Annotated in this window: 10 protein-coding genes; 7 read left to right on the plus strand and 3 right to left on the minus strand. The window is 45.3% G+C overall.

Annotated features, from left to right (window positions below):
* The first annotated feature begins 46 nt into the window (after nt 1–46).
* On the plus strand, nt 47–2,002 hold the full coding sequence (gene aceF / locus ACPUEK_RS11880; RefSeq protein ID WP_425640883.1) for a dihydrolipoyllysine-residue acetyltransferase: 1,956 nt from the start codon (nt 47–49) through the stop codon (nt 2,000–2,002).
* Between the two features lie 55 nt (nt 2,003–2,057).
* Here aceF and ACPUEK_RS11885 read toward each other — a convergent pair whose 3' ends face one another.
* Nucleotides 2,058–3,197, minus strand: coding sequence for a patatin-like phospholipase family protein (locus ACPUEK_RS11885; RefSeq protein WP_425640884.1), 1,140 nt, complete (start codon nt 3,195–3,197; stop codon nt 2,058–2,060).
* Nucleotides 3,198–3,446: 249 nt separating this feature from the next.
* Between ACPUEK_RS11885 and pgm the strand changes: the two genes are divergently transcribed.
* Entirely contained in the window at nt 3,447–5,090 is a 1,644-nt protein-coding gene (pgm, locus tag ACPUEK_RS11890; RefSeq protein ID WP_425640885.1) for a phosphoglucomutase (alpha-D-glucose-1,6-bisphosphate-dependent), read from the plus strand.
* 24 nt (nt 5,091–5,114) lie between these two features.
* On the opposite strand, the gene ACPUEK_RS11895 is transcribed toward pgm, so the two are convergent.
* The gene (locus ACPUEK_RS11895) at nt 5,115–5,849 is read right to left on the minus strand and encodes a spermidine synthase (protein WP_425640886.1); all 735 of its coding nucleotides are present in this window, start codon (nt 5,847–5,849) and stop codon (nt 5,115–5,117) included.
* A gap of 74 nt (nt 5,850–5,923) precedes the next feature.
* Entirely contained in the window at nt 5,924–8,995 is a 3,072-nt protein-coding gene (ydiJ, locus tag ACPUEK_RS11900; protein WP_425640887.1) for a D-2-hydroxyglutarate dehydrogenase YdiJ, read from the minus strand.
* Nucleotides 8,996–9,160: 165 nt separating this feature from the next.
* On the opposite strand from ydiJ, the gene ACPUEK_RS11905 reads away from it, so the two are divergent.
* From ACPUEK_RS11905 to ACPUEK_RS11925, 5 genes are all read left to right on the plus strand, one after another.
* Entirely contained in the window at nt 9,161–10,084 is a 924-nt protein-coding gene (locus tag ACPUEK_RS11905; protein WP_425640888.1) for a 1-aminocyclopropane-1-carboxylate deaminase/D-cysteine desulfhydrase, read from the plus strand.
* Between the two features lie 176 nt (nt 10,085–10,260).
* Nucleotides 10,261–11,142 carry an NAD(+) kinase gene (locus ACPUEK_RS11910; protein WP_067220014.1) on the plus strand — a complete coding sequence of 294 codons (882 nt, stop codon included), beginning with the start codon at nt 10,261–10,263 and terminating at the stop codon, nt 11,140–11,142.
* A 15-nt stretch (nt 11,143–11,157) separates the two neighbouring features.
* The gene (locus tag ACPUEK_RS11915; protein ID WP_425640889.1) at nt 11,158–12,027 is read left to right on the plus strand and encodes a rhomboid family intramembrane serine protease; all 870 of its coding nucleotides are present in this window, start codon (nt 11,158–11,160) and stop codon (nt 12,025–12,027) included.
* A 30-nt stretch (nt 12,028–12,057) separates the two neighbouring features.
* The gene (locus tag ACPUEK_RS11920) at nt 12,058–12,336 is read left to right on the plus strand and encodes a YeaC family protein (RefSeq protein ID WP_067038219.1); all 279 of its coding nucleotides are present in this window, start codon (nt 12,058–12,060) and stop codon (nt 12,334–12,336) included.
* Nucleotides 12,333–13,160 carry a DUF2797 domain-containing protein gene (locus ACPUEK_RS11925; RefSeq protein ID WP_425640890.1) on the plus strand — a complete coding sequence of 276 codons (828 nt, stop codon included), beginning with the start codon at nt 12,333–12,335 and terminating at the stop codon, nt 13,158–13,160. Before ACPUEK_RS11920 ends, ACPUEK_RS11925 begins: the two co-directional genes overlap by 4 nt.
* Nucleotide 13,161 lies beyond the last annotated feature (1 nt).

The following is a 13,161-nucleotide window of genomic DNA, read 5'->3' on the forward strand; positions in this document are numbered from 1 at the left end:
TCAGTGAGTTAAAGTTTGATGCGTCTATACGACAAAGGAGATTTCCGTGAGTACTGAAATTATTCGAGTACCGGATATTGGTGGCGCGACTGACGTCGATGTAATCGAAGTTAGCGTGCAAGTTGGCGACATTATTGAAGTTGACCAATCAATTATTGTTTTAGAGACAGATAAAGCGTCTATGGACGTACCGTCTCCAATGGCAGGTAAGGTAACAGCGATCTCTGTTAAAGAGGGCGATACTGTTTCTGAAGGCAGCGAAGTTTTAACGATTGAAGTTGAAGGCGCTAGTGCAACAGAAGAGCCTGTCGAAGAAACAAAAGAAGAAACACCGGCACCAGCGGCTGAAAAATCAGCTCCGTCAGCAGCCCCTGCTTCAGCGGCTTCTGAACAAACTGTTTCTGTGCCAGATATTGGTGGCGCAACAGGTGTTGACGTTATCGAAGTGTGCGTTGCAGAAGGTGACGACGTTCAAGAGGGTGATTCTATTATCGTTCTTGAAACGGACAAAGCTTCTATGGATATTCCAGCACCTGCAAGCGGTAAAGTCGCTAAGCTTCTTATCAAAGAAGGTGACACCGTTTCTGAGGGTGATGAAATTCTAGTGCTTATGGCTGAAGGTTCTGCTGCAGCTGATGAGCCTGTGGCGAAAGCGGAGTCAGAACCTCAACAAGCACCAGCTGAAGAGGCGCCAGCCAAAGAAGCTGAGCCACAATCTGCTCAAACAGGCGGTGTTGAGTCTGTCAATGTACCGGACATTGGTGGTGCAACAGACGTTGATGTTATTGAAGTAAGCGTTGCGGCGGGTGATAAAGTTGAAGAGGGCGATTCAATCATCGTTCTTGAGACGGATAAAGCGTCAATGGATATTCCTTCTCCTAAATCAGGCACGGTTAAGTCTGTATCGATTAAAGAAGGAGATAAAGTATCTGAAGGGGCTTTGATTCTTGAGCTTGAAGTAGAAGGTGCAGCAGCGCCTGCACCGGCTGAAAAACAAGAAGCACCAAAAGCTGCAGCGCCTAAGCAAGAAGCGCCAAAAGCGGCGGTTCCTGCTGATCAGGGTGCGGTATTGTCTTCGCCTAACAAGAAGGTTCACGCTGGACCTGCTGTGCGCCTTTTGGCTCGTGAATTAGGTGTGGATCTGTCTCTTGTTCGTGCTACTGGTCCTCGTGGCCGTATCACAAAAGAAGACTTGCATGCTTATGTTAAAGCAGCAGTTCAAAAAGCGTCTTCTGCACCTGTTGCATCAGCAGCCGTTGAAGGTGCGGGTATTCCTCGCGTACCTGAAATTGATTTTGGTCAGTTTGGTGAAGTTGAAGTAGTGAAACTGAGCAAGATTCAGAAGCTTACGTCATTCAATATGACGCGCTCTTGGCTGAATGTTCCTCATGTAACACAGTTCGATAAAGCGGATATCACGGATCTAGAAGAATTCCGCAAGAGCTTAAAACCTGAAATGGAAAAACAAGGTGTTAAATTGACGCCACTTCCATTCATGATTAAAGCGGTTGCGCAAGCGTTGGTTAAAAATCCTGCATTCAACGTATCTCTTCATGCTGATGGCGAAAGCGTCGTGCAGAAGAAATATGTGCACATTGGTATTGCAGTGGATTCTCCAGTGGGTCTTGTGGTTCCTGTGCTGCGTGATGTTGACAAGAAGTCTGTTGTTCAAATTGCAGCTGAGGCTGGCGAGTTGATCAAGAAAGCGCTTGGAAAACAATTGAAACCTGCTGACATGCAAGGCGGCTGTTTCACTATCTCTAGTCTTGGTGCTATGGGTGGAACAGGCTTTACACCAATCGTTAACACGCCTGAAGTGGGCATTCTTGGTGTATCTAAAGCAGATGTTGAGCCTCGTTGGAACGGTAAAGAGTTTGAGCCACGTACAATGCTGCCATTGTGCTTGTCTTACGACCACCGTGCTGTCAACGGAGCGGATGCGGGTCGCTTTATGACGTATCTAAATGCATTGCTAAGCGATGTGCGTCGTTTAACGCTATAGTAATAGAGCGATTAAATGATGTCCAAAAGGCAGCCGAAGGCTGCCTTTTTTGCGTTTAATCACTGAAGAAATCTAGAATCTTATCTTGTTGCCACATCGCATCTTTATAGCCTAAATCGATCAAAGCAGAGCAATACTCTGGTGTGAAAAGAAGGTAGCTAGCAGCCGATGATGCGTTGCCGCTTTGGTTGCCACTTGCTGTTCTGAGTAGTTTTTGGATGTGTCGGGGTAAAGAGCCCAAGTGTTCATTGGCTAGCACGTTGAGGCCTTTAGATGGTGAGATTACTAACGTTTTACGTAAGGGTAAATCGGCCGGACGCTTATCTTCGGGCACTAAAGAGAGTAGGCGATTAAGTGTCTCTATATGAGTAATGTCGTCATCGACAGTGTCCAAAAAAGCACTGTTAAAGAGTTGGCCGAGCACTTGTACGATCGAGGGCTGCACACTGTTTTGATTGTCTTTTACGTAATTCCAATCTCTTGCTTGTCGATTGTCGCTAACGCCAATGATAAACAGTTTCTCGGCTCCTAAGCGTATCGCAGGCTGGATAATCGAGCCAAGTCGGACGGCCCCATCACCGTAATAGTGGTTACCTACTTTTTGTGATGGAAAGATGCCAGGAATTGCACTTGAAGCAAGCAAATGCTCGATAGAAATAGCTTGTTTTATGCCGGTTTTACGTGCACTTTGCCAATCTTCAATGTCCGTATTGGATGACTGGTAAAACGTGGTGGAGTTACCGTTAGTGTAATTAATGGCCGTTATTGCAAGCGTTTCTAGTAAGCGTTGATTTAACGCGATCGATACGTCCTCTAAGTTTAAATGTTTTCGCAGTAGTGATTCCAATGGTGTATTTACCATTAGAGACAGTTGGCGGCCGTTTCTTTGGTTTAGAAAAATATTAGCGATGCTGCGTGTAATGGAAGTAGCAATCGGCCAGCGACTGACTTGGTAAACCTGTTCTGTTGTTAAGTTGCGCCAAATGTAAGCGAGCTGTCGTACGCCGCGTTTAAAATTGCTTGCTCGAGTGGCTAGTAACGCCGCATTCAGGGCACCTGCCGATGTCCCGCAAAGGATTGGGAATGGTAGGGCGTTATATTGCGGCACAAGTTTTGTTATACCCTGTAATACACCTATCTGATAGGCGCCACGCGCACCACCCCCGGATAAAAGTAGGGCTGCTTTAGATGACATATAGATTCTCCAATACTGCTCAGTCCACAAATTTAGCTTAGTCGAGTCTGTTGGGTTTGCAGTGTTATCTTGTGGTGTCTCAGTAATTTTACGTTTAGCTGCTAAAAGTATTTGTAAATCTGCCTACGACTGTAAGAATTTAACTGTAAAAACAATAAATTATTGATTTTCTATTGCTTAGCATTGCAACTAAGAAAGTAATTCACGACTATAAAACCATCGTCACTTTAATTAAGGAGCTTTATTCATATGGCAATTCATCCTCAAGCAGGGCAGCTCGCTCCAAATGAGTCATTGGTTAATATCCCTAAGCTCATTAGTGCTTATTACACTTTACATCCTGATGCACAGTTTGATGCTGAGAAAGTCAGTTTTGGAACGTCTGGGCATCGTGGTAGTGCTTTTACTAAAAGTTTTAATGAAGCGCATATCCTCGTGATCTGCCAGGCAATTTGTGAATACAGGCAGTTGCACGGCATAGAAGGGACGCTTTATCTTGGCAAAGATACGCATGCACTGTCTGAAGCGGCTTTTACCAGCGCGTTACAGGTGCTTGTTGCAAACGATGTAACCGTTCGAGTGCAACAAGATGATGGCTATACGCCTACACCGGTTATTTCGCACGCCATCCTAACGCACAATCGCGATGTATCGGCACGATCTGAGCGTGCTGATGGTATTGTCATTACGCCGTCTCATAACCCCCCAGAAGACGGTGGTATTAAGTATAATCCACCTAAAGGTGGTCCGGCCGATAAGAATATTACCGACTGGATAGCGGAGCGTGCTAACGAGCTGATGTGGCATGACATGAAAGGCGTCAAGCAGGTTGAAGTCGATGAGGCGTTGAGCAGTGATCTTGTGGAGCCATTTGATTACATTGAGCATTACATTAGTGATCTAGATAATGTTATTGATATGGCCGCTATTAAAAAGGCCAATGTACGTATTGGTGTGGATCCGTTAGGTGGTTCGGGAATTGCTTTCTGGGAGCCAATTGCTGAGCGTTATGGTTTAAACATCGACGTTGTAAATGATCGTGTAGACCCAACGTTTTCGTTTATGCCACTTGATAAGGATGGGCGCATTCGTATGGATTGTTCGTCGCCATATGCGATGAATAACCTGCTAAAGATTCAAGATCAATTCGATGTGGCAGTCGGGAATGACCCTGACTTTGATCGCCATGGAATTGTGTGTCCAGGTTACGGCTTAATGAATCCAAATGCCTACCTTGCGGTTGCCATAGAGTATCTGGCGACACATCGAGATTGGCCTGCTGATATCCAATATGGCAAAACGTTGGTTTCCAGTGCAATGATTGATCGTGTAGTGGCGGATTTAGGTAAAACGTTATGTGAAGTGCCTGTTGGCTTTAAGTGGTATGTTGATGGTCTATTCGACGGTAACTTAGCCTTTGGTGGCGAGGAGAGTGCGGGTGCTTCATTCTTACGCCGAGATGGCAATGTTTGGACGACAGACAAAGACGGCTTCATTATGGCTTTGTTGGCCGCTGAGATATTGGCTGTCACAGGTAAAAACCCAGCTCAGCTAGCTGAGGAGCAGGCTAAACGATTTGGTCAGCCCTACTACAAGCGCATTGATGTCGTCGCAACACCTGAACAAAAAGCGGTTCTGTCAAAGCTAGAAGCGAGCTCTGTGCATGCGCAAAGTTTGGCGGGTGACCCGATCGTAAGTAAGTTGACCCATGCGCCGGGCAATGGTGCAGCAATAGGCGGGTTAAAGGTCTCTACCGATAATGGTTGGTTTGCCGCGCGGCCATCTGGTACAGAGAATGTTTATAAAATCTATTTAGAAAGCTTTGTCTCTGAGTCTCACCTAGCTCAACTGGAACAAGAGGCCGTTGAGCTTGTGAATACAGTACTTGGGTAATAATGAGGTAGAAGAGGGGGTTGGTTACACAACCTCTTCTAAACGAGTTTGCCATTTAGTGAGTGGAAAACCCAATGATTGGCTCAATTGTGCGCATTCATCTTTCTGCTGCTTTAGATTTAAGCTATGCGGAGCGTTGGTGGCAAATACAACCCAGTTGCCACAGCCTGTGTCTAATGCTGTGACAGTATTAAACTGTTCCAACAAAGTTTCTTTTAAGTCGAGCTGATATTGGTGCTCTTCCCAGCAGTTAAGTACTAGCATGCCGCCGTCTTTGATTTGAGTCTTTGTGTGCTCAATAAAAGACTGCGTTGCGACGCGTTTATCCATACCAAAGTGTTGGTATAAATCTGTAAACAAAATATCAAATTTCTTTGACTTATTGCTTTCAACGAACGCAATAGCATCGTCGGTAATTACTTCTATCCGTTTACTTTTGGGTAAGCGAAAGAATTCTTCTGCAATGCTCACAATTTCTGGTCTTAGCTCAACTGCCGTAATATGTATGCCGCTCACGGCTTTACTCAGTGCGTGGACTAGTGCGCCACCCCCTAATCCCAATACGCAGGCACGTTTTGGCTTGCGGTCAATTAACGCCAATAACATGGCTTGAGTATATTCATGTTGCAGTACATGTGGCTGCTTAAGTTGCACGCGACTTTGTTCGTCGCCATCGGCAAATGACAGTGTGCGAAATTTACCATCGTCAAATACGCGAATGACACCGTGCTCATCCTGCGTTTCGTATACTAAGGACATTGCTAATCTCTTCTTGAAAAAGAAAAGACCAGACGGATGTCTGGTCTTTAGTGGCATGATACGGTTTTTTTTCGTTAAGCTAAATCAGCTTTTATATGTTCTAACAGTATTTGAGCTGGATGTTTAATGCTAATGTCATCCATTCGCTTAGTTTGACAGCGACAAGAATAACCGGTTGCAACCAATTTGTTATGCAGTGCAGGGTCGTTCACTTTCTCTTTCCATGACAAATTGTAAATTGTCTCAGAGGTGGCCTTGTTACTGGATTCATGGCCATAAGTGCCTGCCATACCACAGCAGCCGACATTTTCAACGGCCAGTTTGAGCCCCAATAGTTCGTAAACACTTTGCCAGTCTTTAATAGACGGCGCTGCATTTGTTTTCTCGGTACAGTGAGCCATCATATGAAATGTATCGTCTTTCACAGAAATGGCTTGTTTTTCTAAATGGGTAGATTGGTTTGCCAGCCATTCTTGCATCAATTGAACTTTAGGGATGGGGCGGCTGGTGCCGAATGTCTTAGCGTACTCGGAGCGATACGTCAGTGTCATAGATGGATCGATACCGATCATGGGGAGCCCATAAAACGCTAAATTTTGAAGCATGTCCAAGTTCTTTTTAGCGGCTTTCTCAAAAGGGCGTAGAAAGCCGTGTACATGCAGAGGCTTGCCGTTTGGTAGGTACGGCGCTAAGTAGGCTTGAAAGCCGAGCCGGCTTAACAGCTCCATGACATCTAACACCAGTTCTGTTTCAAAATAACTTGTGAAGGCGTCTTGAACGACGATTACCGCCCGTTTACGGTCTTTTGGGCTTAAGGCTTCAATGGCCAGAGGTGTGGCCAAGCGAATACCACGACGAGACATTTCACGTTTTAAATTATGTTTTGATAGCTTAGGGCTGTCTTCGAAACCAACAATCTTGCTGATTAAGCCTTTGGTAAAACGATTGCCGACCATCCAGTTGTATGGTTGCGGAAAGATGGCCATTGTTGGCATCATGTATTCCAATGAACCTACAAAATAGTCCTTTGCTGGACGAAGGTAGCGGCTGTAATACAGCTCTAAAAACTTGGCGCGGAACTCAGGCACATCAACTTTAATAGGGCATTGCCCAACACACGACTTACAGGCTAAGCAGCCCATCATGGACTCATGAACTTCATTGGAAAAGTCGTATTCGCCTTTTCGTTTGGCCAGCGTATTACGCAATCTTGGAACGAAACTCGCTAGAAAGCTGGTGTGGCGTGTTTTATAGCTTTCTTTACGAACATCAACACCTTGTTCACTCATGCCTCGCAGCCATTCGCGCATCAATGAAGCGCGTCCTTTAGGAGAGTGAATGCGTTGCCGTGTACCTTTCCATGACGGACACATGGCATCGTTAGGATCAAAGTTAAAGCAGGCACCGTTGCCGTTACAGTACATGCCTTCTTTAAATTGATCGCGATTAGTTAATGGGATTTGTCGGTCCAGTTGTCCGCGCATAGGAACTTCATCGATTTTTAGCAAATCTGCGCCGAGCTCAAAGGGAGTGGCAATTTTACCAGGGTTGAGTTGGTTGCGCGGGTCAAATGCGCCTTTGATTTGCTGGATGCTCGGATACAAATCACCAAAAAAAGCGGGCGCGTATTCAGAGCGAACGCCTTTGCCGTGTTCACCCCAAAGCAATCCATTGTACTTTTGAGTCAATGCCACCACCTTATCAGTGATGTCACGAATCATTGGCTCTTGCGACTCATCTTTTAAATCGAGTGCTGGTCGAACGTGTAAAACCCCCGCGTCTACATGACCAAACATGCCGTAGGTAACGCCATAGCTGTCTAACACAGCACGGAACTCCATGATGTAATCAGCAAGATTTTCTGGTGGCACGGCCGTGTCTTCGACAAAGGCAATGGGGCGTTTTTCACCTTTGGCGTTACCTAGTAAACCAACGGATTTTTTGCGCATCCCCCAGATTTTATTGACGTTATTGTGACCGTTTGCAACGGTATAACCAAGAGTGCTTGCATTCGGATCAGCACTGAGTGCATCCAGTCGATCGGTCAAAACTTTTACACGCTCGGCCACTTCAGCTTCGCTGTCGCCGGTGTATTCAACAAGATTAACGCCTTGAGCGTCTTCACCTGGTTGCTCGGGGAAAAACTCTGCGACGGAATTCCAAATGATATCGCCTTTAGCCAGCCCCAAAACTTTAGAGTCAACCGTCTCAATTGATGTTGGTTGAGCATTAAGTAGCTCTTTGGCGTGACGTAAGGAGGCTTCAAAGCTGTTATAGCGAATGTTTACTAAAGTTGCGAAGGTTGGAATTTTGAGTAAGTTAACTTTTGCTTCTACGATGAAGCCAAGTGTTCCTTCTGAACCACAAAGGATGTTGTTAAGGTTGAAGTGGCCGTGATCGTCACGTATGTGTGCCAAATCATAACCAGTCATGCAGCGGTTCAGTTCTGGGAAGGTGTCATTAATAGCGGTTTGTTTGGTCTGCGCTATAGTATCAATCACACGGTGCGCGTGAGCAGCGTAGTCTGATCCTTGCTTAATGCTGTTGAGAGCATCTTCGTCCATAGCAGCACTACTGATTAATTCACCATCTAATAGTACTGTCTTTAATTCCAGTACATGGTCACGGGTTTTGCCGTACATGACCGAGCCTTGTCCGCTCGCGTCAGTATTAATCATCCCGCCAATGGTCGCTCGGTTGCTGGTAGACAATTCTGGCGCAAAGAATAAACCATCCGCCTCGACTGCTTTATTGAGTTGATCTTTAACCACCCCTGTTTGGACTCGGGCCCAGCCTTCCTCGACATTGACTTCAAGGATTTTGTTCATGTGTTTGGATAAATCCACCACAAGACCGTCTGTTAAAGATTGTCCATTAGTGCCCGTACCGCCGCCGCGAGGGCTTAAAACAATGCCGTGAAATTCTGTTTCATTAGAAAGGCGAGTTAGCAGTTGAATGTCTGCAACTGAGCTGGGATAAATAACGCCCTGGGGTAGGACTTGGTAGATTGAGTTGTCGGTCGAAAGTACGACTCGATTGGCATAATCTGGATTTGTGTCCCCTTGGAATCCTGAAGTCTTCAAGCGCTCGATAAATGCGAGGTATTTAGCTTGTACTGGCGAGACTTCAGACAATTTAGGAATCATGTAGTGTTCTCCGATGTGTGCAACCTTTGCGAAATCATTCTAACAAAGAAAGTACGTGTATTGGTGGGCATTAGATGAAAAAATACGCATAACAACCTTCTTTGTATTCATAAAGCGACGTATTTTTATTTGTTTTTGTTGTCTAGCGACTTATTTGGAGAGGCTGTGCGTTTTGATTCATTGGTAATGCCTGATCAGGTTGATGATTCTGGTAAGGAATTCTTGATTTATCGTGGTGATTTGGAATGTAATATTGCGCCTGGGAATAAACAGCATAAGCTGAAATACCATTTGCAAAAGGCCTTAAGTGAAGGCTGTCAATATGTTGCTACCTTTGGTGGCCCGCACTCAAATCACATAGCTGCGTTTGTTGCTCGTTGTCAGACGTTAGGGGTTATGCCTCTGATTGTAGTGCGTGGCGAAACATGGGCTGAGTTGACGCCTACACTTAGGACTGCTGTAGCAGCTGGGGCTACTTTATTTCCCTGTGGTCGTCAGGATTATCGCCTTGGGTTGGCCTCAGAAATGAAACAGATTGTTGATGCTTACTATTCTGATGTGTATTGGGTGCCAGAAGGTGGGGCGGGGGCTTTGGGTGTCCTAGGCTGTTTGGATTGGGCAAGAGTTATTAGCCAAGATCAACAAGCAGAGGGGGCTCACTTTTGTGTCGCCAGTGGCACCGCGGTAACGGCGTCAGGGTTTGCTGCTTGCGGTATTGATTCACTTAGTGTCTTTTCGGCATTGAAGGGGGTGAGCAATCTTGCGGAGGATATCCAACTGTCATGTCAGCAAGCTGGTTTGCAAGTGGCAGCAAAGTTAACGACGTTTGACGAGTGCTTGCATGGCGGTTTTGGGCGTATGAGCAAAGAGCTGTTGGTGTTTCTGCAAACACTCTATAGGTTAAATCCCAACATCCTATTGGACCCTGTTTATACTTCTAAGATGGTGTACCAAGTCTATCAAATGGAAAAAAAAGGCCTCTGGCCTCATAAACGAACATTATTTGTTCATACTGGTGGGTTACAAGGGTGGCTAGGAATGAAGACAGATCAGCAGCCCTACGGTGATCCGGTGCGGTTTTCGTGTTAATTCACATTGTCTGATCGGTTGTATAATAGCTTAGATGGTAGCTTCGTGTTACATTCTGACGTAATTCGGTTTATCTCTAATTAATTGAAACCAATACAAAATTAACTGCAAAGATGGCCGGTACTTACAAAAAGTGCTGGTGAGAGCAAAAATCAGTGACAGGAAAGATTGATTAAATGAGTCTTTTTAGACGAATTGGTATTATCGCTCGCTTAGATAAGCCACAAATCCTTGAAACAGTAAAACGCTTAACCGATTTTCTAATTGCGCAAGGTGTTGAGCCTGTGCTGGAAGAAGATTTGGCGACGATGATGTCGGGTGCTCACATTTCAGCTGCGCCGCTGAAAGAATTGGGTGACCGTTGTGATTTAGTCATGGTCGTTGGTGGCGACGGTAGTTTTCTTGGCGCGGCGAGAGCCATCATTGATTACGATGTTCCTGTACTGGGTATGAACCGTGGCACCTTAGGGTTTTTAACGGACATTTCCCCAATTGATTTTGAGAAAGAATTAGAGCCGATTCTTCGTGGTGAGTATCTAGAAGAAAAACGCTTTATGATAGAAGCTAAGATTAAACGTCAAAATCGTCCCAGTGGCGAAGGCATCGCGTTAAACGATTTGGTTCTTCATCCGGGCAAATCTGCTCGTATGATTCGTTTTGATCTCTTTATTGACGATCAATTTGTAATGAATCAAAAGTCTGATGGTTTGATCGTAGCAACCCCAACAGGCTCAACGGCGTATGCTTTATCTGCCGGTGGTCCAATAATGTTGCCAAAGCTTAATGCGCTGGTTTTGGTGCCGATGCACCCACATACATTAAGTAATCGTCCGATTGTGATTGACGCCGATGCGAATATACGCATCGTAGTCTGTGAGTCAAACCTCACTTACCCAAGTGTGAGCTGTGATGGGCAACTCAATATTACCGCTGCACCGGGTGACGAAATTCACATTACACGTCGTAAAGGCTTTATCCGTTTGATACATCCTAAAGATCATGACTTTTATGATGTTTGTCGCACTAAACTAGGATGGCAATCAAGCTATCGCCAATAGGGGCGGGCTATAACTATGGTTTTAATCTACGAATTCGCTGCCAATGAACACCCTCAGAATGTCAGTAAATTACTTTGGCAACAACGAATCAGTCATCGCATTGTTCAAGCCAGCGGTCACGATCAGTTATGGATCCTTGACCCCTCGGACAGTGAGCAAGCGCTAAATATCCTGCAGCTTTGGCAACACGATCCAGATGTGACACTGTCAGAAAGTGACAGCCCCAAAGTAAAAAAATCCCGCCTCAATAGTTTCCAAGATTGGCACAAATCCCCTATGACATTGGCGTTATTAATTCTAACGTCCGTTGTTGGCCTCGTCACAGGGCTTGGTGATTATCTTGATACTCTAGAATGGTTTACGATTTCCTCCTTTGACATTATCGGAAACCGAATTCAGTTCGATCCGCTGTCAGAAGTATTGGCTAAAGGTGAGTATTGGCGGCTGATTACGCCAGCCCTAATTCACTTTGGTGCGGCCCATTTAATTTTCAATGCACTGTGGGTGTGGGAAGTGGGACGAAAAATTGAACGACTGATGGGATCTTTCGTCTGGTTGATTTTTGCCGTATTTGTGATGATCGCCAGTAATGTTGGCCAGTACCTAATTAATGGTTACCCCTTGTTCGGTGGTTTATCGGGATTAGTATATGGACTAGTGGGATTCGCTTGGGTGATGCCGGTCCTGATTCATGGCTGGCCAGTGATTATTTCAAAGCCGTTGATGGCCTTTTTTATTGTTTGGTTGTTAATCGGTTATACCGATGTGCTATCAGTATTTGGTTTAGGGTCTGTGGCGAATGAAGCGCATTTATTGGGCTTGGTATCAGGGTTGGCCTTTGCGGGTTTCTATAGCGTGATATGGAAGTTATTCAAAAAATATTGATGTGACCAATGAATTTGGTGTGAGTGACTTATGAATTTTAAAGATATGATCGAAAATATGACCCCAGAAATCTACGGTCGCTTAAAGCAGGCAGTGGAGTTGGGGAAGTGGCCGAATGGTGTAAAACTGACGCCAGAACAAACTGAGCTTTGCATGCAAGCTGTCATTACTTATGACTACACGAATAAGCCTGAAGAGCAGCGTGTCGGCTATATTGACCGAGAAGTCCACAGTAGTTGCGGTAGTAAGAAAGAAACACTCGAGCATGATACGGTGAAATGGGTTAGCAACCCGGATGCAAAAAAATGATGCATGGTAATCTAAGAAAAATGATGGCCAGCGCTGATTCGAATGGCAAAGTCAGTTATCAGCTCAGATTGGGTGACGAGCAGTTTCCTCTTGAACAAGCAATTGGGCAAAAAGTGTCGATTCAGTTTAGTGGTCAGATTAGCTGTATCCACTGTGGTCGAGCAAGTAATAAATCGTTTAGCCAAGGTTACTGTTATCCTTGTTTCAAAAAATTGGCAGCTTGCGACACGTGCATCATGAGTCCAGAAAAGTGTCATTACCACAAAGGTACATGCCGTGAGCCGGACTGGGCTGAAAAGTTCTGTATGCAGAGCCACTATGTTTATTTGTCTAATACAACCGCTTTGAAAGTTGGCATTACGCGTGGCGATCAATTGCCAACTCGTTGGTTGGATCAGGGTGCAACTCAGGCACGAGCGATGTTTTTAGTCGATAACCGTCGTACGTCTGGTTTGGTAGAAACCTTATTTAAAGATGAAGTGGCAGACAAAACTAATTGGCGCAATATGCTGAAAGGCAGTGATCTCACCATTGATCTAGCTGCCGAGCAGGAGCGACTGATCAATCGATTATGGGAAGGCTTAGACAGCTTGCAGAATGAATTCGGATTGCAAGCCGTACAAGAGCTTGGTGACGACAACGTGACGCACGAATTCAGCTACCCTGTTTTAGAATACCCAACCAAAGTGACAAGTATCAATGCTGAAAAAACGCCCCTAGTGGAAGGTACCTTAATGGGTATTAAGGGCCAATATTGGATGCTTGATACAGGCGTTATCAACTTACGGAAGTACACCGGATACGAAGCGGCCTTTACGCTATAGG

The sequence above is a fragment of the Marinomonas gallaica genome (assembly GCF_049821165.1).
GTDB lineage: Bacteria > Pseudomonadota > Gammaproteobacteria > Pseudomonadales > Marinomonadaceae > Marinomonas > Marinomonas gallaica.